This window comes from Ensifer sp. GW821-FHT05G01 (assembly GCF_059419585.1).
This window is the reverse complement of record NZ_JBWKSC010000007.1, coordinates 48,325-69,259: the sequence shown is the minus strand read 5'-3', so window position 1 is coordinate 69,259 and position 20,935 is coordinate 48,325. Positions and strand designations below refer to the sequence as shown.

The window sequence follows — 20,935 nt, the reverse complement described above, 5'->3', positions numbered from 1 at the left end:
GCCAGGGAAGGGCTGACGGATGCGGCTTCCCCGCCGACGGCTTGCCGTCTACTGCGTCGCGTTCCTGTTTGCGATCGTGATGAACTTTGCGGTTCCCCGGCTGATGCCGGGGAGCCCCGTCGACAGCATGATCGCCCAACTCGGCCCGCGGGCAACGCCCGCGGCTATCGCGGCGATCAAGGCGCGTTTCGGCGCCATCGAGCAGCCGATGTGGCAGCAGTTCGTCGACTATATCGTCGGGCTGGCGCATTTCGATCTCGGCGTGTCGGTGAAATATTATCCCCAGACAGTGCTCGAGGTTCTCGGCCGGTCGGCCGGCTGGACGGCGTTCCTCGTCATGACCGCCATCGTTTTTTCACTGTCGATCGGGGTTTCGCTAGGGGCACTTGCCGCCTGGCGTCGCGGCGGCCGTTTCGACAGCTTCGTCTCGCCGTTTTCGGTGGTTATGATCGCGGTGCCGCCCGTCATCATCGCGCTGGCGACGCTGTTTATCTTCGGCGTCACGTTGCGCCTGCTGCCGGTCGGCTATGCCTATGACCCGAACCTCGATCCAGGGCTCAATTTCACGTTCTTCGGCAGCGTTTTCCTGCATGCGATCATGCCGGTTCTCACCCTTTCGCCCTACCTGATCGGTGAGTTCCAGACGACCATGCGCTCCAGCATGATCTCGGTGCTCGGCGAGGATTATGTCACCATGGGGAGAGCCAAGGGGCTGTCGGAAACCGCCGTGATGTTCGGCTATGCCGCCCGCAACGCCATGCTGCCGGTCTTGACCAATCTGGCGCTGATGCTCGGCGCGGTGTTCGGCGGGTCGATCGTCACCGAGATCGTGTTCAACTATCCCGGCCTCGGCCTCACGCTCTATACCGCCAGCGTCGCGCGCGACTACCCCGTCATCCAGGGACAGCTGCTGCTGATGACCTTGGCGACGCTCGGGGCAAACCTGCTTGTCGACATCCTCTATGGCGTCGTCGATCCGCGCATTCGGGAGGGGCGGGCATGACCTCAGGTCTCGCATTATTGTGGCGGCAGAAGAAGGCCGTCGCCGGTCTCGCCATCATCGTCGCACTTTGCCTGATGGCGCTGCTGGCGCCGGTAATCGCGCCGGGCGACCCCGGCGAACGGGTCGGACGCTCGCATCAGCCACCGACCGTCGAACATGTGTTCGGCACCACCAAGATGGGACGCGACGTCTATTCCCAGTTCGTCTGGGGCGCACGCCCTTCGCTCGCCGTCGGTTTCGCCACCGGCCTCGCCATCACCGCGCTCGGCACGATCGTCGGGCTGGTCGCCGGCTACTTCGGCGGGCGTACCGACGCCACGCTTGATCTCGCGACCAACGCTGTGCTCGTCATTCCCAACATCCCGCTCCTGATCTTACTCGCCTCCTTTGCGGGCACAGTCGGGCCACTGGCGATCATGGCGATCATCGCGCTCACCTCATGGCCCTGGGGCGCGCGCATGACGCGCTCGCAGACGCTGGCGCTGCGCAACCGTGAATTCGTCGTCGCCGCCCGCATGGTCGGCGAACCGCACTGGCGGGTGATTTTCGTCGAGATCCTGCCCAATCTCGTGCCGCTGATCGGCATCAACGTCGTCGGCAGCATCATCTACGCCATCGTCGCCCAGACGACGCTCGAATATCTCGGCTTCGGCGATCCCCTGCGCGTCACCTGGGGCACGATGCTCTACAACGCCCAGAACTCGTCGGCGATCATCATCGGCGCCTGGTGGGATATCGGCGCGCCGGCTGCAGGCATCGCGCTCGTCGGTCTTGGTCTCGCTCTTCTCAACTTCACATTCGACGAGATCGCCAATCCGCAGCTTCGTTCAGGCCCTGCGCTTAGCCGTTGGCTACGGCTGAACCGGCGGCGCAATCGGGCGCTGGAGGTGGGACAATGAGCGAGCCGCTGCTGCAGGTGCGCAATCTGGATGTCGATTACCTCACCGACGACGGCGCCTTTCGCGCCGTCCGGAACGTCTCCTTCGACATCAAACGCGGCGAATTGTTCGGGCTTGCCGGCGAATCCGGTTGCGGCAAGAGCACCATCGCGTTTGCGATCACCCGCCTGTCGAAGCCGCCGGCCTGGGTGGCGGGAGGCGAGATCCTGCTCGAAGGCCGCGACCTGCTGCAGATGCCGGAAACGGCCCTCCAGGATGTGCGCTGGCGACGCATCGGCATGGTGTTCCAAAGCGCGATGAACTCGCTCAATCCGCTGATGCGGGTCGAGGCGCAGTTCCATGACGTCCTTGCCCGCCATACCGGCGCGACGCGGGCACAGACGCGGGCACGCGCCGAGGAGATGTTTCGTCTGGTCGGCATTCCGACCAGCCGGCTCGACGACTACCCGCACCAGTTCAGCGGCGGCATGCGCCAGCGCATCGTCATCGCGATCTGCCTGGCGCTTCGGCCACAGCTGATCATCATGGACGAGCCGACGACGGCGCTCGACGTGGTTGTGCAGCGCGAAATTCTTGAGCAGGTCGTCGACCTGCAAAGCACACACGGTTTCTCGGTGCTGTTCATCACCCACGACCTGCATCTGATGGCGCAGCTCTGCCATCGCATCGGGGTAATGCTGAATGGCGAACTGGTCGAGGTCGGTGACGTCAGGCAGATCAGCCGGACGCCCGCGCATGACTATACGCGCAGGCTCTGGGGGGCGATCCCGCAGTTGCCCGCTTCCGTCAGGAGATTGGGGGCCGTAGAATGAACGTCATGCCCGTCGCTTCACCTGTCGTGCCGACGCCAACCGACGCGATCGTCCAGCTCGAGGCGATCGCGCGCAGTTTTGGTCATGTCGAGGCGCTCCGCGGCATCTCGCTGGCGCTGAGACCGGGCCGTGCGCTGGCTCTGGTCGGCGAATCCGGCTGCGGCAAGACGACATGCGCCCGCATCATCGCGCGCATGGATGCTCCGACCGCGGGATCGATGCAGTTTCGCGGCCGCGATATCACCACCGTCGGGAACGCTGCCGACGAGAAAGCCTATCGCCGCGCCGTCCAGATGGTGTTCCAGGATCCATTCGCATCGCTCAATCCTGTCTTCACGGTCTATCATCACCTGGCAAGACCGCTCGCCCTGCACGGTCACGCCAGGGGCAGGGCGCAGTTGCGGCAGGCCGTCGACACGCTGTTGAGCGATGTCGGTCTCGACCCGGCCCTGACCGCGCACAAGTTTCCGCATGCGCTTTCCGGTGGCCAACGCCAGCGCGTCAACATCGCCCGGGCGCTCGCCGTTCGGCCCGACGTCCTCGTCGCCGACGAGCCGACATCGATGCTCGACGTCTCGATCCGACTGGATATCCTCGAACTGCTGGCCGGCATCAAACGCGATCGCGCTCTCGCCATGCTCTACATCACCCACGATATCGCCACGGCCGCGCACATTGCCGAAGACGTGGTGGTGATGTTTGCGGGCCAGATGGTCGAATGGGGCGAGACGGAAGCGGTGATCGGCGATGCGCGTCACCCCTATACGCAACTGCTGCTCTCTGCAGTTCCCGATCCCGATCGCCCCTTCGTGCCTGGTGCAAGCGCCCGCTTCCTCGGTCATGCCGAGGAAGTCCGTCGCGTCAGCCGCCCGGTCTCCAGCGTGGTCGAACAGGTCGGCCCCAACCACTTCGTGCGCGCGCTTGGCGCCGCCTAACGCCCAGTACAACAGGTTTGCTCATGGATTATCTCGTCAATCTATCTCTGCTTCGACCAAAACCCGACCTCGACCTGCGGATGGAGGCGGCCGGGGTGACGATCAGGCGCGCTTTGGCGCCCGAGTTCGAACTGGTGACCGCGTGGGTTCGGGAAAAATTCGGTGCGGGTTGGGCTGGCGAGACCGCCGTCGCGCTCGCGCGTCAGCCTCCGACCTGCTTTCTCGCCACGCGAAACGGGCGTCTCCTTGGCTTTGCCTGCCATGAATCGATCGCGCGTGGGTTCTTCGGTCCGACCGGCGTCGATGAGGCGGCTCGCGGCGAAGGCATCGGGCACGCGTTGCTGCTTGCCTCTCTGCTCGATTTGAAGACGATGGGCTACGCCTACGTCATCATCGGCGATGTCGGGCCGTCGGAGTTCTACGAGAAGACCGTCGATGCGATGCCGATCCCCAATTCCGCGCCCGGCATTTACGCCGGCATGCTCAAGATCGACGAATAGCCCTGCAGGAGATGATGATGACGATCGCCACCAAACCGGAATTTCGGCTGGAAACACTCTGGACGCCGGCAAAGACGGATACCCAAGCGGTTTACTCGCTGACATTGACGAACGCCTCCGATCGCCCGCTGAAGGACTTCCGCCTTTGCGTTTCCGGGCCTGCCCGCATCGACCCGGCTGCCACCGTCGAAGGTGGTGCTTTACTGAGCCGGCTATCCAATCATTCCGAGTTTGCGCCGCCGGCCGACCTGGTGCTGCAGCCGGGAGCTGTGTGGACCGTGAAGGCCCATGGCATGAGCTTCGCGCCGCAACACTGGACCGACGGTGCCAACTCCGCCTATCTCGTTCTTGCCGATGGCAGCACGGCGCCGATCTCCGTCGTGCCGTCGCGGGCCCATGGCGACAATGCCGAGCTGAAGCGCGGCGCGGTCATCTACCCTGTGCCGAAAGTCGCGCCGGTCGCCGTTTCCATCGTGCCCTGGCCGCAGGAGGTATCCGTCTCCGGTCGCCTGACGCCGCCGCTTGGGCTCGATCTAGCGCCGGAGGGGCCAGAGGCCGCGGCCGCGGCGGAAGCATTTGCGGACCTCACAGCCAGCCTGTTTCCGGTCGAAGGAATTGTGCGCCCGGTCGCGGAAGGCGGCCTTCCGGCAACGCTCGCGCTCGCAGGTGACCTTGCGGAGGAAGGCTATGTCATCCGGTTCTCGCCGGCCGGCGTTGCGGTGACCGGCGGCACGCGCACTGGTCTGCTCTATGGCCTGATCACGCTCGGCCAGATTCTGCGCGGCGCGCGGCTCCATCCGGGAACGTTCCTGTTTCCGGCCGGCGGTGAGATCCGGGACGAACCGGCGCTCGGCTGGCGCGGCACGCATCTCGACGTTGCCCGTCAGTTCTACAGCACCGCCGAGGTCTCGCGGTTCCTGCGGCTGATGGCCTGGAACAAGCTCAACCGTTTCCACTGGCACCTCTCCGACGACGAGGCCTGGCGGATCGAGATCGATGCCTATCCGGCATTGACCGACGTGGGTGCGTGGCGCGGCCATGGCCGCAAGATCCCGCCGCTGCTCGGCTCCGGCCCTGATGTCACCGGCGGCTACTACACCAAGGCGGCCGTCCGCGAGATCGTCGCGCTTGCCGCGACACTGGGTATCGAGGTGATGCCGGAGATCGACGTTCCCGGCCATTCTTTCGCCATGCTGCAGGCCATTCCCGAGCTGCGCGATCCTGAAGAGGCCGGCAGCTACTATTCGGTGCAGGGGTTCCCGGACAATTGTCTGAACCCGGTGCGCGAGGAAACCTATCGTGTGCTCGAAGTCGTCTTCGACGAACTGATCGACCTCTTCCCGTCGAAGATCATCCATGTCGGTGCCGACGAAGTGCCGCTTGGCGCGTGGTCGGGTTCGCCTGAGGCGCTTGAACGTCTGCGGACCGTCGCCGGCGACGAGATGGCGGAGGCTCACGCCAAACGGCTGAATGTCGTCACCAACACGCATGGCGCCGACGAGATCGACGGGTCGGGTGCTGCCGTGCTGCAGGCGGAGTTTCTCGCGCGCGTGCAGGGGTTCCTTGCAAGCCGCGGCTGTGTCACCGGCGGCTGGCAGGAGGCCGCCCATGGCAACGTGATCGACAAGCAAAAGTCGTTGCTGTTCGGCTGGCGGACGGTCGAGGCCAATGCCGAGCTTGCCGGTGAAGGCTACGACATCGTCGTCTGCCCGGGGCAGGTTTATTATCTCGACATGGCCAACAGCCCGGCCTGGTCCGAGCCCGGCGGCAGCTGGGCCGGGTGGTCGGATCCGGAAAAACTCTACCTGTTCGATCCGATCGAAGGCTGGACTGAGGCCCAAAAAAAGCATCTGCGCGGATTGCAATGCTGCATCTGGTCGGAGCCGATGACCGATCGCGGCGTGTTCGACCGGCTGGTGTTTCCGCGACTGTCGGCACTGGCCGAAACGGGCTGGACCCGCCCGGAGCGCAAGAATTTCAAGCGCTTCGAGGCGCTGGTCGGGCTGATGCCTGTCCTCTACGGCTTCTATTCCGAGCAGTAGGCCTGTGGCTCGACGGGGCGACAAAGCAATTTGATGCCCCGTGCCCCTTGCATTTTTGGATGGGCAGACGCCGCGAATCAACGTTTGCGGCGTGGCCGTCACCCGTGACATAAGGGCGCCGCAACGTTTCGGGCCCCTAAAACATGATTCGTATCGAGAATATCAGCAAGCAGCTCAGCCACCGGATCCTCTTCATCGAGGCATCCGCGGCCCTCAACAAGGGCGAGAAGGTCGGCCTCGTCGGCCCCAACGGTGCGGGCAAGACGTCTCTCTTCCGGATGATAACGGGTGAAGAGATGCCCGATGAAGGCCAGGTCGCCGTCGATAAGGGTGTGACGATCGGTTACTTCAATCAGGACGTCGGCGAAATGGCGGGCGGCAGCGCCGTGGCCGAGGTGATGAACGGCGCCGGGCCGGTGAGCACCGTTGCCGCCGAACTGCACGAGCTTGAAGCCGCCATGGTCGATCCCGATCGTCTCGACGAGATGGACGCGATCATCGAGCGCTACGGCGAAGTGCAGGCGCGCTACGAGGAACTCGACGGTTATGCGCTCGAAGGCCGCGCGCGCGAAGTGCTTGCGGGCCTCAGCTTCTCCCAGGAGATGATGGACGGCGACGTCGGCGCGCTTTCGGGCGGCTGGAAAATGCGCGTTGCACTCGCCCGCATCCTGTTGATGCGCCCTGATGTCATGCTGCTCGACGAGCCGAGCAACCATCTGGATCTCGAAAGCCTGATCTGGCTCGAGGCCTTCCTCAAGGGCTACGAAGGCGCACTCCTGATGACCTCGCACGACCGCGAGTTCATGAACCGGATCATCACCAAGGTGGTGGAAATCGACGGCGGCCAGCTCAACAGCTATTCCGGCGACTACGGCTTTTACGAGCAGCAGCGGGCGCAGAACGAAAAGCACCAGCTGGCGCAGTTCGAGCGCCAGCAGGCGATGCTTGCCAAGGAAATCAAGTTCATCGAGCGCTTCAAGGCGCGTGCCTCGCACGCAGCCCAGGTGCAGAGCCGGGTCAAGAAGCTCGACAAGATCGACCGGGTCGAGCCGCCCAAGCGCCGGCAAGCCGTGTCGTTCGAGTTCCGCCCGGCGCCGCGCTCAGGCGAAGATGTCATCAACATCAAGAACGTGCACAAGAAGTACGGCGAGCGCAGCATCTATGAAGGCCTCGATTTCATGGTCCGCCGCCGCGAGCGCTGGTGCATCATGGGTATCAACGGCGCCGGCAAGTCTACGCTTCTGAAGCTGGTGACGGGCTCGACCGATCCGGACGAAGGCAGCGTCGCGCTCGGCGCCAGCGTGAAGATGGGTTACTTCGCCCAGCACGCCATGGACCTGCTCGACGGCGAGCGTACGGTGTTCCAATCGCTCGAAGACGCCTTCCCGCAGGCTGGCCAGGGGCCGCTCCGTGCGCTTGCCGGCTGCTTCGGCTTTTCCGGCGACGACGTCGAGAAGCGCTGCCGAGTGCTTTCGGGTGGCGAGAAGGCACGGCTGGTCATGGCGATGATGCTGTTCGATCCGCCGAACCTGCTGGTGCTCGACGAGCCGACCAACCACCTCGATCTCGACACAAAGGAAATGCTGATCAAGGCCCTGGAGCAGTACGAGGGCACGATGCTGTTCGTGTCGCACGACCGCCACTTCCTGGCGGCGCTATCGAACCGCGTGCTGGAGTTGACGCCCGAGGGCGTGCATCAGTATGGCGGCGGTTATACCGAATATGTCGCACGCACCGGCCAGGAAGCGCCAGGTCTGCGCAGCTGATTTCGATCGATCGCGGCCACGCCGCGACAATGGTCTGAAACGACAAGGGCCGAAGCGCGTTATGTGCTTCGGCCCTTTCTTTGTTGATCATCTTATCTCGAAACCGTTGCGGCGGTTCGGACGACCGGCGTCAGGCGCGCTCTTCCCAGACCTTGGCGAGTTCGACCAGTGTTTTGACGGCGCTCTCCATGTCCTGGCGGCTCACCCATTCGAGCGGCGAGTGGAAGGCATGGCCACCGGCGAAGATGTTGGGGCAGGGCAGTCCCATGAACGACAGGCGCGAACCGTCGGTGCCGCCGCGGATGCTGCCGCGCACCGGCGTCATGCCCGCACGGCGCACCGCTTCCAGGGCATTTTCGGTGATCTCGGGATTGCGGGCGAGGATCGCCTTCATGTTGCGATACTGCTGCTTGACCTCGAAGGTGTAGGAAGAGCCCGGATAGGCGGCGATGACTTGTTTGACGATGCCTTCGATCAGGGCCTCCTTGGTCGCAAGGCCCTCGTCCTCGAAATCGCGCACGATCAGGCTGAGGCTCGCCTTTTCCATCGTGCCGGTGACGCCGGTCGGGTGGATGAAGCCTTCTCGGCCCTCGGTGCTTTCAGGCGCGATGTCCTTCGGCAGACGATCGATGATGGCGCCGGCGATCTTGATGGCGTTTTCCATCTTGCCCTTGGCAAAGCCCGGATGGATGGCAACACCGGCGATGGTGATCTCGACGCCGTCGGCGGAAAAGGTCTCATCCTCGATATGGCCGGCGGTCTCACCGTCGATGGTGTAGCCGAACTGGGCGCCGAGCTTCTTCAGGTCGACCTTGTCGGCCCCGCGGCCGACCTCCTCGTCGGGCGTGAAGAGGATGCGGATGGCGCCGTGTTTGATATCGGGATTGTCCATCAGGATTTGCGCTGCCGACATGATCTCGGCAACGCCGGCCTTGTCGTCGGCACCCAGAAGCGTCGTCCCGTCGGTGGTGATGATGTCGTTGCCGATCTGGTCGAGCAGAACAGGGTGCTCGCTGACGCGGATGACCTGTTGCGGGTCGCCGGTGAGGCGGATGTCGCCGCCCTGGTAATTCCTGACGATCTGCGGCTTGACGTTGGTGCCGGTGAAATCCGGCGCCGTATCCATGTGCGAGCAGAAGCAGATGACCGGGACCGGCTTGTCGACGTTCGACGGAATGGTGGCGTAGACATAGCCGTGTTCGTCGAGATGCGCGTCCGACACGCCCATCGCCTGGAGTTCGTCGACCAGCAACCGGCCGAGCGTCTTCTGCTTCTCGGTGGTGGGCGTGGTTTTCGACTTGGCATCCGATTGGGTGTCGATAACGACGTAGCGAAGGAAGCGATCGATAACAGTGTCGGTCATGGGCAAAGCGTCCAATATATCTGCGTCAACGATAATCCCGCTATAGCGCATCGCCGCCACTACCGTGAATGGTCTTTTCGCCACGCCGACGGGTTTTGTCGACGCGGCGAAGGCGGTTCGTGGTCGGTTGCGGACGTTACGACGATTTCGCTGTTGAACAGGCAAGTGCCGTTTCCGCCTTCGGGCGAAGACCGAAGACGAACAGGCTTGCGGCGGCCGATAGCCAGACACCGACCATGCCGTAGAGCATGACCCAGCCAAATCCCTCACTGAGCGCCGCATGGATGACGCTCTCCGACATGCCGTAGCCGGCGTCCAACGTGCCGCCTGCGGAGATCTTTTCGGCGAGGCCGCGCAGTTCGCTTACGGTTATTTGTCCGGCAAATGAGCTTTGCAGCGAGGACAGTACGCCTTCGACCAATATCAGGCCCATCAGGGCGATGTTGATCGCGAGCGAAATCATCCGGGCACTGGTGTCTATCCCCGAGGCCATGCCAACCCGTTCGGCGGCGACAGCACCGGTCGCGGCGTTGGTGACGGTGGTGTTGGTCAGGCCGATGCCGATGCCCGCGACCACGCATCCCGGCAGCATCGTCAGCCAGCTGGCGTCGGCATGGCTGCTGCCGATCTTCATCATCAGGAAGCCGAGACCGATCGTGAACAGGCCGGCGGGGATGACGATCCCCGGACGGAAGCGCAGCATGAGGCGTTCGGCAAAGGGCGGGATGACCAGTGGGGGAAGCGTATAGGCGAGAAGTGCCACGCTCGCGGTGACGCCGTCATAGCCAAGGCCTGCCTGAAACCAGATCGGCAGGTAGATCATGAACGGCCAGAAACTGATGTTCATGCCCATCGATCCGAACAGGGCACCGGAGAAGCTGCGGACGCGGAACACCGAAAAATCGAACATAGGCCGGGCACTGACTTTTTCGGCAATGACGAAGCCGATCAGGCTGACGACGGCAAGGCCAAGGATCGACAATGCGGTCGGGCTGGCAAATCCGAGTTCGGGCCCTTGCGTGATGAAATAGGCGAGGCAGAAGACCGCGACTGACAAGGTGACGATCCCGGCGATATCGAGGCGCTCGGCACCCGGATCGCGCGATTCCTGCACACCTGCGAGCGCCAGCGCCACCGCGACGCCCGAAAGCACGACGTGAACGAGAAACACCCATTCCCAGCTCAGAAGTGCAACCGTTGCGCCGCCGATGATCGGGCCGAAGCCGAGGCCCAGACCGAAGATGGTGCCCCACCAGCTGAAGGCGATCCCGCGCTGGCGGCCGGATGGGAACTGGTGCGAAAGAACGGCGATCTGGCAGATCAGCATTACGCCGCCGGCCATGCCCTGGAGAAAGCGTGCGATGATCAACACCGAGGCGTTGTCGGTCAGCCCGCAGATCAGCGAAGCGATGCCGAAGGCGACAATTCCGGTGACGAAGATGCGCTTGCGGCCGTAGCGATCGGCCAGCGTTCCCGCGGCCATCAGCACGGCGGTGACGGCGATAGTGTAGGCGTTCATGATCCATTGCAGCTGTTTGAAGTCAGCGCCGAGGACCTGCTCCAGCGTTGGCAGGATCGCCGGGATGCTCGATATCTCCAGGCCGAACATCGCGGTGGAGAGGCAGACGGCTGCCAGTGCCAACGCGCTGCGGCGGTTGATGGGTTCGTTCATTCTCATGATCTTTCAATGCTGCGGCGGGATGAAGGACGCGCCGACGCCGGCTCTTCCATGCGCTCCGCGCGATTTGATCTCGATTGGCAGGGGCACCATAATCGGGCCTTGATCACAACTGAATTGTATGGATAGCTATTTCAGAGATAGCAAAATCGGATAGATGCAATGACGACGCTGGATGTGGATGCGGTACAGGCCTTTGTCGCGATCGCCGATTTCCAGAGCTTTACCCGCGCGGCGGAGTTTCTCGGCAGCACGCAAGGGGCGATCAGCGTCAAGCTGAAGCGGCTTGAAGATCGGCTCGGCGTGCGGCTGCTGGAACGCACGCCAAGGCAGGTGCGTCTCTCGGCACAGGGCGCCGTCTTCATAGAAGGCGCACGGGAGTTCCTTGCGGCGCACGAGCGGGCGCTTGCCGGGCTTTCGTCCACGCGGCGCCGCTTCGGCCTCGGTATCGCGGCCCATGTGGCCGGGCCGGAAGTGCCGACATTGCTGGCGCGTCTTTATGCCCATGATCCGGGGCTGTGCATCGAGGTTCGGCTGGAAACGTCTCGAAATCTGCTTGGCGCCTTCGACCGCGGAGAGCTCGATGCCGTCATCATCCGGCGCGACGAGGATCGGCGCGACGGCGAGACGCTCGGGCCGGAACATTTCGGCTGGTTCGCGTCACCCGGCTTCAAGCGCGCGCCTGGCGAACCGCTTCGCCTTGCAGCGCTGGCACCGCTCTGTGGTGTGCGCGATATCGCGACACGCGCGCTCGATGCGGCCGGCGTTCCCTGGGTGGAGGTGTTCGTCGGCGTGTCGACCGCCGTCAACGCCGCCGTCTCGGCGGGCCTGGCGGTCGGTCCGTTCTCCTGCCGCCTTGCGCCTTCCGATACGATCGAAGTCAGCAAGCAGTTTGGCCTGCCGCCGCTTCCGTCCTCGGAGATCGTTCTGCATTCGACTTTGACCGATGCGCGGTCCCGCAAGGCCCTGCAAACTCTAGCTGCCGCCTTCCGTGAGCGGCACGCAGTCTCAACTGAATCCGACATGTCGGCACAAAAGACATGGCCGAAGATCGAACTTGCTGCGTCCTGAGGGCTGCGGGCGCGACTGATTCTTGGAGGTCGTGTCCGCCGCCATTAGCGGCTGGAGCGTCCCCGCCTGTGAGGACGCTGTGGGCGGACAATTACCGCGTGGTGGCGAAGCGTCGCTGTTCCAGACCGATCCTGCGCGCCGGTGCCGCCGGCGCCTTGACCCAGCCTTGGCCGGTCGGCACTTTTCTGTCTGGCTTGCTGGCGCTTGGCCCCTTCAGCCAGCGGATGATGGCCTCGAAGCCGTGTTTGGCGAGGCGTTTCGTGATCCGCAGGCTGTCATCATCGAGATCGCAGGCGAGGCCAATTTCCTTCCAGTCGAGCTTGTTGCCGGTCTGGGGCGGCATTGCGCGCCTGACCACGAAATCCAGCATGTAATGGCGCAGGTTGTCGTAGTCGTGCTTGGGAAGGGCTCGGGCGAGCCGCAGCTCGCAGAACGATTCAATCTTTTGATGAAAATTGTGAACCGGGGCAGTCAATGGGGGCATGTCACTTGCAACTCATACGTGGTTAGCCGGCGAGACGCCGGGGTACGGGCAGCTAAGTGAATCGCGTTAATGAAGCGTTTCGCCGATCAGAGATTGCAACGCGCCTGTGCGCACGATGCGGCAGAGGCGGCCAATCTCCACGCGTGACGGGAGGTCCCAAGGCTCGGGTTTACGACCACCGCAGCGCTGCGGTCATTACGGGGAAGTCCCACAATTGCAGCTCTTCCGCGGTCAGAAGAGCGAGCGTGATCGACAGACCCTGCATGTCGAGCGACGTGACATAGGTCCCGACCAGCGAGCGCTCGATGGCAATGCCCTGTTTCTCCATGAAACGGCGGGCGGCGTTGTACGCCAGGTAAAGTTCGGCAGGTGGGGTTCCGCCAAGGCCGTTGACGAAGAGCAGCGCCTTGGCGCCGGGCTGCACCGCGATGTCGCCGACGATGGTTTCGCAGAGTTGGTGGACGATTGCGTCCGAGGCGGCGAAGGGCTGCCTCGAATGCCCGGGCTCGCCATGGATGCCGATCCCGACTTCCATTTCGCCGGCGCCGAGTGCGAAGGTGGTGCGTTGCGTGTGCGGAACAGTCACGCCGTTGAGTGCGACGCCCATCGATCGTATCCGCGCGCTCAATCCGTCTCCGAGCTGTTTCAACGCCTGCAAGGGCATGCCCTGCTCGGCGGCCGCGCCTAGCAGTTTCTCGACGACGAGCGTTCCGGCAACGCCGCGCCGCCCATGCCCTTCGCCGACCCGCGCCGTTTCGATGTCGTCGGCAACGATCACGGTTGCGATGTCGTGGCGGCCCGCCGCCATCTCCATCGCCATCTCGAAGTTCATGATGTCGCCATCGTAATTCTTGACGATCAGCAGGCAGCCATTGCCGCTGTCCGTCTCTTCGATGGCGCTGATGATCTGGCTCGGCGTCGGCGAGGTGAAGACGTGCCCGACGCAGGCGGCGTCCAGCATGCCCTGGCCGACAAAGCCGATGTGCATCGGCTCGTGGCCGGCGCCGCCGCCGGAGATGACGGCGACCTTGCCGGGCAGAAGATGCCGCCGCCGAACGCATCTTTTGTCCGCTCCGAACACGACGAACGTCTCATGGGCACGCACGAAGCCTTCGACGCTTTCGGCCGCCATGGTTTCCGCAGTGTTCATAAACTTCTTCATCGAGCCCCTCCCAAGGCGACGACTGTCTTACTGTTCAGCGGCGGGCCTGTACGTGGACGTCATTCCGGTCCACCCGAGATCGCGGCGATCTTCTGCACGAGTTCGGAGATCGCCTCCTCCAGCAACCGGTTCCGTCGCTCGTCACCAAAATCGGGGACCATCAGCGACAGGTGACGCAGCTTTTCCGACGACCCGAGCTCCGGCAGTTTTCCGGGATGCGCATTCTGGTAGGCAGCAAGGAACCGTTCCTGCTCGGCAGCGCTGAAATGGCAGACGCGAAAGATCGTCGCGAGATGACGGGCAGGCAGTGGCGTCGCATAGGTCGGACTGGTGATCTGCGTGACGAAGCTGCGGTGTTTTCCAAGCTCGGTCGCGAGCCGCTGGCGCGTCCCGGATGGGCGGTTGTCGATGATCTGCGCCAGAATGGATTTGTAGGCGATGATGGCGTCTTCGTTGTCTTCGCGCGCCATTCTAGTCTCCGGCTGCCCTGGTCCCGTCGGCATTCAGCCCGACAAGCGCCGATCCTATCGCGGGACGTTGTGCCGGCGCCACGGAAAAATGTCTGAGCCCCGCAGCGAGCAGCGCCGGCAGGAAGGACGGATTGCCGGCCATGTCCCCGCAAATACTGACGGGCTTGCCGGCGCTCAGCGCCATTGTCTGGGCAATGAGACGCAGAACAGCCGCAGCCGCCTTGTCGCGATAATCCCTGATGTCGGAGCCATCGCGAGCCGATGCCGCCAGGTACTGCGCAAGATCGTTGGTGCCGAAGGAAAAGAACTCGGCGTTGTCGAATGTATCGAGCATCAGGGCTGCGGCCGGCACTTCGACCATCATGCCGATCTGTGGAATGCGATGGGCTATCTTGCGGTGAAGCAGCAACTCGGCTTCCTGGGCAAAGATCTGCCGCATGTCGTCGATCTCGGAAGGAAAGGTCACCATCGGCAGTAGCACGCGCAGGTTGCCGAAAGGGGCGGCACGCAGGAGGGCCCGGGCCTGAACCCGGGCGATTTCCGGCCGGGCGAGAAGCAGCCGGATCCCGCGCATGCCCATGGCGCCCGTACCGTCGTCGAGGCCAGAGAGCGGTTTGTCGCCACCGATGTCGAGCATGCGGATCGTCACGGGCTCGCCACCCGCCCATTCCAGCGCGCGCCGATAGATCTGGAACTGCTTGTCTTCGTTGGCTGCGTCCGCAAGCGAGCGCACGGCGAATTCCGAGCGCATCAATCCGATCCCCGCAGTCGTCGTCGCGCCGATGCCGTCGATCTCCGAGGGGTCGTTGACATTGATCGACAGCAGGATGGGGACGCCGTCCGATGTCTGCAGCTTGCCATGGTCAATCGCAGCTGCGTGGGTCTGTGATGGCACGCGCGCCGGCGCCGACGACAGACCCTCAGCTTGCGCATCGAGAAAGACCATGCCGGCATCGCCGTCAATCCGCACCTGGCTGTCCGTGGCCACGTCAAATCGATCACAGCCGACCACCATCGGGATGGATTTCGCGCGGGCAAGCAGCGCGACATGGCCGGCGGCGCTGCCGCCAAAAAGCACGATGCCGCCCCCTGCGGACCAATCATGGCCCAGAAACCGGCTCGGCTCGATGTCCTTGCCGACGAAGATCGAGCCGGCCGGAAAGTCTTCGATGGGTGTGCCGGACCAGATGCCGAGCACGCGGTTCTTGATGTCGAGGATATCGACGGCGCGGGCGCGCACTTCTTCCTCATCGGCACCCTCGAGTTCGGCAACATGGGCATCGATGGCGGCCACCCAGGCGAAGACGCTGTGCTCTCCGGCGCTGACGCGTTCTTCTGTCATTTCTGCAATCGTCGGATCGCGCAAGACCTCGATCTGGAAATCGATGATATCCCTGCTGTCGTCGTCCACCCGATCGGCAAGATGCTGAAGCGCAGCGACCGCGGTTTCGACGGCCTGCGCCAGCGTGCCTGGGTCGGACGCCCGTGGCGCAACAGGCATGGGGACCAATGTCGACCTTTCCGCGAGATAGACCGGGCCGGATGCTGTGCCGGGGGAGGCGCCTGTCGCCTGGAGCTTACGTGGTGCGGCCATGCTTCTTGTCTTCATCGAAGTTTCGCTCGATGAGTTCCTTGAGCGCGCGGATCGCTTCCTCGGCGAGAACGCCATCCGCCCGGATCCTGAGGATCGAACCCTTCCTGATCCTCGCGCCCATGATCTTGATGATGCTCTTGCCGTTCAGCCATATGTCGCTGCCGTTGACGGCGACTTCGATCGAGCAGGGAAATGACTTCGCAAGCCGGGTAAAGGTCACGGACGGGCGCGCATGCAGCCCCACGCCATGCTTGACCTCGATTTCCGTCTGGCACTTGGCAGCCAATGGTTCGACCTCTCCTATGGTTAGCCTCGATCCGCTCATCAGGGCGAAAGCTCCTCGGCAGTCGCGACGACCTTGGAAAGCGAGGCGCCGCCCGAGGCTTCGGCCGCGGCCATGACCGCACCCTCGACAAGCGGCGCGTTGCAGATCGACACCCTGGCAGAACGGGGCGCACCCAGCATTTCGATGGCCATTTCGCTGTTGGTCTCGGCGCCGCCGAGATCGACGAAGACGGCAACGCCGGCCTCCGACCAGGCGCTTTCGATCGCCCGCAGAATGCCGGTGGCATCGGTGCCGAGTTCTCCGTGAACATTGCCGCCAGACCAGGCTAGCGGCACGCTATCGCCCACCATCTGCCTGACCATGTCGGCGATGCCCCGCGCCACCAGCGGCGAGTGAGAGACGATGACGATGCCCACGTTCATGGTCGTTGCGGTCATTCCGGGCGGTTCTCCTCAAGGTACCGGCAAATGGCTACGGTCAGCAGGGCGCAACTCGACGCACCCGGATCGACATGGCCGATCGAACGGTCGCCGAGATAGGCCGCGCGGCCGCGCATCGCCTTCATCGGGGCGGTGTCGTTGGCGGACAGTTCGGCCCGGCGGGCTATATCCGACAGCCGGGAGCGGTGTGCAAGTGCATCCTGCACCGGATAGAGAACGTCGAGCAGGGTCTTGTCGCCGGCGGTCGCCCGGCCCCGCCGCGCCACTGCATCGATAGCGCGCTTCAGGATGATCGGAAACGCACCACCTGCCTCCTGGGTGCGAAGTTCGCGGCCCATTTCCATAAGCAATGTCCCATAGAGCGGCCCGGCTGCGCCGCCGATGTTCATCACCAGCGTCAAGCCGATCTTCTCGACGGCATCGGGCAAAGGCAGGCTGGAAAGATTGGCTTCCTCGGCGCTGACTGCCTCACAGCCGCGCCGCATGTTGGTGCCATGGTCTCCGTCGCCGATGGCGCGATCGAGCGCGCACAGATGGTCGCTGTTGGCCGCGATGGTCGCGCGGCAAACTTCGATCAAGCCGGCAATCAGCATCGGTTCCATCTGCACCAGCGTCCTCCCAGCCGCTTCGTCGCCTTATGCCATGGCCGCCGCGACCTCGAACACGCCGGCAACCGCCACCGCGCCCGGATCCGGCACGCCTTCGAGATCCTTCTCGCCGACATAGGAAGCGCGGCCGGCCTTGGCCTTCTTCATGGTCCTGGTCGATTCCGCGCCGGCGGCCGCTGCTTCTGCCGCTGCCGAAACGCTTCCCGAGGTCAGGGCCTTGAGTGCCGGGGCAAGCGCGTCGACCATGGTGCGATCGCCGACCTCGGCGCCACCATAGAACGTCATCCGGTCAAGCCCGGCAAGCAGCGCCGCTGCGATATCCGCCTTTTCCGTCATCGCCTTGGCGGCAGCGGTGAAGAAGATCGACAGAAGCACGCCACTTGAGCCGCCCATGCTGGTGCTGAGGATATCGCCGATCGACGCCAGTGTTGCTGCCGGCTGCTTCAGCGGCAGACCCGACAGCCGGGCCAGGACGCTGCGCGCTCCGGTGGCAACCGTCGAGCCGGTGTCGCCATCGCCGACACGGCCGTCGAGCCTGTTGAGTTCGCCCTCAAGCGAGACCAGATGTTCGCAGAGCGCCGCGATCAGCCGCTTCGTGCGCTCGTCGTCGCTGGCCGCAGCCGCGCCATTGGATTTGGCGGCGACCTTCGGTGCGGGAAGCACGACGATGGCGTGGCGCTCGACAACGGGAATCCAGGCATGCGGCGCGACCGCTGCCGCAAGCGCTGCCTCACGGCTGTCGTCCAGCGTAATGAGCGAGAGCGAGAAGCCGTTCATGTTGAGCGCCGTCATCATCGGCGCCGGCCCGATGATCAGCTTGACGCTGGCGGCAAGCGGGGACGACAGCACGGCATTGGCAATAACGCTCATTTCCAGCGGTGGCACGGCGCCGAGATTGTTGATCAACAGCGCGTGCGGCCCTGCCTCGCGCTGCGCTGCCGCAAGTCGCGCAGTCATGGTGGCGACGATATCGGCGACCGGTTGAAGCGCGATGCGTTCGACGCCCGGCTCGCCGTGGATGCCGAGCCCCAGCTCGCCTTCAGCCTCGCCGAGGCGATCTTCGTGCGCCTGGCCGGGCACGCTGCAGGTGCTGAGCGACATGCCGAGCGAAATGATGTCGCCGGCGGCGCTAGCGGCGTGGGCTGCGACCGATGCCAGGTCCTCGCCCGCCTCGGCATGAAAGCCGGCGATCTTGTGGACGAACAGCGTGCCGGCGACGCCGCGCGGCTGGTTGATATCCGGTATGGCGATATCGTCGGCGACAATGATCATGTCGACGTCGAAGCCTTCGGCCCGTGCCTTTTCCGCCGCAAGGCCGAAATTCAGCCGGTCGCCGGTATAGTTCTTGACGATCAGCAAGGCGCCCTTCGGACCGGTGACCGCCCGGATCGCTGTCAGCACCGCGTCGACGCTTGGCGAGGCAAAGATTTCGCCCGACACGGCCGCTGTCAGCATGCCCTTGCCGACGAAACCCGCATGCGAGGGTTCGTGTCCGGCGCCGCCGCCGGAAATGATCGCCACCTTCGACTTGTCCCAGTCGGCACGCAGGATCACCTTGATCTCGGGGAAGGTATCCAGACGGGCGAGGCGTCCCGCACCGCTGGTCAAAAGCAGACCATCGACCGCTTCGGTGACGATGTTTTCCCGACGATTGAAGAAATGTTTCATGGAATGATACCCGTCTGTTTGTCGTTGCATGCCGTCTTTGTTTGACCTTTGCGGCTCAGACGAGCCGTTGTCCACCCGCATCGAAATAGAGCGGATCGCGAAGCGTCAGATTGATCCGGTCGCCCGGCCTGATCTCGATATAGGGATCGGCGAGGGTGACGAGCTTGTGATCGCGAACGCGGATGTGCAGATGGTTCTGGTCGCCCAGATGCTCGATCCAGTCGACCTGCGCATTGGCATTCTGGCTGACGGCGATCTCGAGATGTTCGGTCCTTGCCCCGATCGTCTTCGTGCCCGCGGGTGGTGCGGCGCCTTCGAGCAGGTCGGCCGGCAACAGGTTGATGTGCGGCTGGCCGAGCCGGGCCGCGACATGCAGGTTGGCGGGATTGGAGTAGATTTCCCGCGGGGTGCCGACCTGCATCAGCCTTCCCTCCGCCAGAATGCCGATACGATCGGCCATGGTCATCGCCTCCACCTGGTCGTGGGTGACGTAGAGCAGCGTAGAGCCCAACTCCTTCTGGATGCGTTTCAGCTCCAGCCGCAGTTCCGAGCGCAGCTTGGCGTCGAGCGAGGAGAGGGGCTCGTCCATGAGATAGATAGACGGTCTGCGCACCAGAGCGCGACCGATGGCAACGCGCTGCATCTCGCCGCCGGAAAGCCGCGTCGAGCGGTTTTCCAGCTTGTGGTCGATCCGCACCATGCGGGCAATCTCGCGCACCCGCCGGTCGATCTCCTCGTTGGACAGTTTGCGGACCGGTGCCTTTAGGGGGAAGGCCAGGTTTTCGTAAACCGTCATGTGCGGGTAGAGCGAATACTGCTGGAAGACGAACGCGACATCCCGTTCGGCCGGTGCCTGACCGGCGACATCCCGGCCGCCGATCTCGACGCGGCCATTGTCCGGCTTCTCGAGGCCGGCGATGAGCCGAAGCGTCGTCGTTTTGCCGGCTCCTGTCGGGCCCAAGAGCACGACGAACTCGCCGTCGCGGATCGCAAGATCGAGACCGCTGATGGCCTGGTTGTCGCCGAAGCGCTTGTTGAGACCTTTGAGAACAACGTCAGCCATGCTGGGCTCCCGAATAAAGCGATGAGGCGACTGCGCGACCTGACTTGCAATCGAAGAGCGCGAGGTTGGCGGGGGTGAACTCCAACCCGACGGTTTCGCCGATCTGGAAATTGCGGTTTGCCGGCACGCGTGCCTTGATCAGCCCGTTACCGGTTTCGATGGCTACGACCTGATTGGTTCCGAGATACTCGCTGCCGTAGACAGCCCCGCGCAGCGGTGAGGCATCGCTGAAGCGGATATGCTCCGGCCGCACGCCAAGCGCGAGTTCGCCGATCGCAACATCCTGATGGATCTCCGGCACGATGACGTCGACGCCGTTGAGCGAAATTGCGGATGCGCCCCTTTTCAGGCCGGATGTGAAACGCAGAAAGTTCATCGGCGGCGAGCCGATGAAGTCGGCGACGTACATGCTCGCCGGCTTGCGGTAGATCTCCTGTGGCGTGCCGAATTGCTCGATGACCCCATGGTTCATCACCGCGATCTTGTCGGCCATCGCCATGGCTTCGTGCTGGTCGTGGGTGACATAGACCGTCGTTGCGTGCACGCGGTTGTGCAGCTCTCTCAGCTCATGGACCATCACCTCGCGGAACTCCGCATCGAGCGTACCGAGTGGCTCGTCCATCAGAAAGCATTTCGGCCGCCGCACGATCGCCCGACCGAGGGCGACGCGCTGCCGGTCGCCACCGGCTAGGCCCGAGACGGAGCGGTCGAGGATATGGCTGATCTGCAGGAGCCGTGCGGTCTCTTCGACGCGCTCGCGGATTTCCGCCCTGGGCATGCCCTGGGACAGCAGCGGGAAGCCGATGTTCTTGCGCACGTTCATATGCGGGTAGAGCGCAAAGAGCTGGAAGACGAAGGCGATGTCGCGAGCGCTGGCCCGGTTGAAGGTGACGTCCTCACCGTCGAGATAGATCTTGCCGCTGGTCGGCAATTCGAGCCCGGCGATCATGCGCAGCGTCGTCGTCTTGCCGCATCCGGAGGGTCCGAGAAGCGCCAGGAACTCGCCGTCGTTGACGACGAAGCTCGACTCCTTGACCGCGACGAAATCGGCGAATTCCTTGCGCAGGTTTTCAATTCTGATCTCGGCCATC

Annotated in this window: 20 protein-coding genes; 8 read left to right on the top strand and 12 right to left on the bottom strand. The window is 63.8% G+C overall.

The window, feature by feature from the left end:
* Positions 1-19: 19 nt before the first annotated feature.
* The 7 genes from AC07UR_RS17995 (at position 20) to abc-f (ending at position 7,957) form a co-directional block, all read left to right on the top strand.
* Complete coding sequence (locus AC07UR_RS17995) at positions 20-1,003, top strand: ABC transporter permease (protein ID WP_209788721.1); 984 nt, start codon at positions 20-22, stop codon at positions 1,001-1,003.
* Positions 1,000-1,902 carry an ABC transporter permease gene (locus AC07UR_RS17990; protein ID WP_173421212.1) on the top strand — a complete coding sequence of 301 codons (903 nt, stop codon included), beginning with the start codon at positions 1,000-1,002 and terminating at the stop codon, positions 1,900-1,902. Before AC07UR_RS17995 ends, AC07UR_RS17990 begins: the two co-directional genes overlap by 4 nt.
* Positions 1,899-2,714 (top strand): ABC transporter ATP-binding protein, encoded by an 816-nt coding sequence (locus AC07UR_RS17985; protein WP_209788718.1) that lies wholly within the window; start codon positions 1,899-1,901, stop codon positions 2,712-2,714. Before AC07UR_RS17990 ends, AC07UR_RS17985 begins: the two co-directional genes overlap by 4 nt.
* 5 nt (positions 2,715-2,719) lie before the next feature.
* Complete coding sequence (locus tag AC07UR_RS17980) at positions 2,720-3,649, top strand: ABC transporter ATP-binding protein (protein WP_412728344.1); 930 nt, start codon at positions 2,720-2,722, stop codon at positions 3,647-3,649.
* A gap of 23 nt (positions 3,650-3,672) precedes the next feature.
* Positions 3,673-4,149: a GNAT family N-acetyltransferase gene (locus tag AC07UR_RS17975; protein WP_209788711.1), complete on the top strand. Its 477-nt coding sequence runs from the start codon at positions 3,673-3,675 to the stop codon at positions 4,147-4,149.
* Positions 4,150-4,160: 11 nt separating this feature from the next.
* Positions 4,161-6,191 (top strand): beta-N-acetylhexosaminidase, encoded by a 2,031-nt coding sequence (locus tag AC07UR_RS17970; RefSeq protein WP_412728339.1) that lies wholly within the window; start codon positions 4,161-4,163, stop codon positions 6,189-6,191.
* Positions 6,192-6,334: 143 nt separating this feature from the next.
* The gene (gene abc-f, locus AC07UR_RS17965) at positions 6,335-7,957 is read left to right on the top strand and encodes a ribosomal protection-like ABC-F family protein (RefSeq protein ID WP_209788703.1); all 1,623 of its coding nucleotides are present in this window, start codon (positions 6,335-6,337) and stop codon (positions 7,955-7,957) included.
* A gap of 130 nt (positions 7,958-8,087) precedes the next feature.
* Here the strand turns inward: abc-f and pepT are convergent, their stop codons facing one another.
* Positions 8,088-9,320, bottom strand: a complete 1,233-nt coding sequence (pepT, locus tag AC07UR_RS17960; RefSeq protein WP_209788700.1) for a peptidase T — start codon at positions 9,318-9,320, stop codon at positions 8,088-8,090.
* Positions 9,321-9,456: 136 nt separating this feature from the next.
* On the bottom strand, positions 9,457-10,992 hold the full coding sequence (locus AC07UR_RS17955) for an MFS transporter (protein WP_234941656.1): 1,536 nt from the start codon (positions 10,990-10,992) through the stop codon (positions 9,457-9,459).
* 168 nt (positions 10,993-11,160) lie between these two features.
* Here AC07UR_RS17955 and AC07UR_RS17950 point away from each other — a divergent pair, with 168 nt between their 5' ends.
* Complete coding sequence (locus AC07UR_RS17950; RefSeq protein ID WP_209788694.1) at positions 11,161-12,069, top strand: LysR family transcriptional regulator; 909 nt, start codon at positions 11,161-11,163, stop codon at positions 12,067-12,069.
* 91 nt (positions 12,070-12,160) lie between these two features.
* On the opposite strand, the gene AC07UR_RS17945 is transcribed toward AC07UR_RS17950, so the two are convergent.
* The 10 genes from AC07UR_RS17945 to AC07UR_RS17900 all read right to left on the bottom strand — a co-directional run bounded on the left by AC07UR_RS17945 (position 12,161) and on the right by AC07UR_RS17900 (position 20,934).
* The gene (locus AC07UR_RS17945; protein WP_173421203.1) at positions 12,161-12,553 is read right to left on the bottom strand and encodes a hypothetical protein; all 393 of its coding nucleotides are present in this window, start codon (positions 12,551-12,553) and stop codon (positions 12,161-12,163) included.
* Between the two features lie 169 nt (positions 12,554-12,722).
* Complete coding sequence (locus tag AC07UR_RS17940; RefSeq protein ID WP_209788691.1) at positions 12,723-13,715, bottom strand: dihydroxyacetone kinase subunit DhaK; 993 nt, start codon at positions 13,713-13,715, stop codon at positions 12,723-12,725.
* Positions 13,716-13,774: 59 nt separating this feature from the next.
* Complete coding sequence (locus AC07UR_RS17935; RefSeq protein ID WP_173421201.1) at positions 13,775-14,185, bottom strand: hypothetical protein; 411 nt, start codon at positions 14,183-14,185, stop codon at positions 13,775-13,777.
* A gap of 1 nt (position 14,186) precedes the next feature.
* On the bottom strand, positions 14,187-15,779 hold the full coding sequence (locus AC07UR_RS17930; protein ID WP_209788687.1) for a putative PEP-binding protein: 1,593 nt from the start codon (positions 15,777-15,779) through the stop codon (positions 14,187-14,189).
* Complete coding sequence (locus AC07UR_RS17925; protein WP_173421199.1) at positions 15,763-16,104, bottom strand: HPr family phosphocarrier protein; 342 nt, start codon at positions 16,102-16,104, stop codon at positions 15,763-15,765. Before AC07UR_RS17925 ends, AC07UR_RS17930 begins: the two co-directional genes overlap by 17 nt.
* Entirely contained in the window at positions 16,104-16,502 is a 399-nt protein-coding gene (gene dhaM, locus AC07UR_RS17920; RefSeq protein WP_209788684.1) for a dihydroxyacetone kinase phosphoryl donor subunit DhaM, read from the bottom strand. Before dhaM ends, AC07UR_RS17925 begins: the two co-directional genes overlap by 1 nt.
* Complete coding sequence (dhaL, locus tag AC07UR_RS17915; RefSeq protein ID WP_209789694.1) at positions 16,499-17,107, bottom strand: dihydroxyacetone kinase subunit DhaL; 609 nt, start codon at positions 17,105-17,107, stop codon at positions 16,499-16,501. Before dhaL ends, dhaM begins: the two co-directional genes overlap by 4 nt.
* A gap of 33 nt (positions 17,108-17,140) precedes the next feature.
* Complete coding sequence (locus AC07UR_RS17910) at positions 17,141-18,781, bottom strand: dihydroxyacetone kinase subunit DhaK (protein ID WP_209788681.1); 1,641 nt, start codon at positions 18,779-18,781, stop codon at positions 17,141-17,143.
* 55 nt (positions 18,782-18,836) lie between these two features.
* Positions 18,837-19,844 carry an ABC transporter ATP-binding protein gene (locus AC07UR_RS17905; protein ID WP_209788678.1) on the bottom strand — a complete coding sequence of 336 codons (1,008 nt, stop codon included), beginning with the start codon at positions 19,842-19,844 and terminating at the stop codon, positions 18,837-18,839.
* On the bottom strand, positions 19,837-20,934 hold the full coding sequence (locus AC07UR_RS17900; protein ID WP_209788673.1) for an ABC transporter ATP-binding protein: 1,098 nt from the start codon (positions 20,932-20,934) through the stop codon (positions 19,837-19,839). Before AC07UR_RS17900 ends, AC07UR_RS17905 begins: the two co-directional genes overlap by 8 nt.
* Position 20,935: the final 1 nt, after the last annotated feature.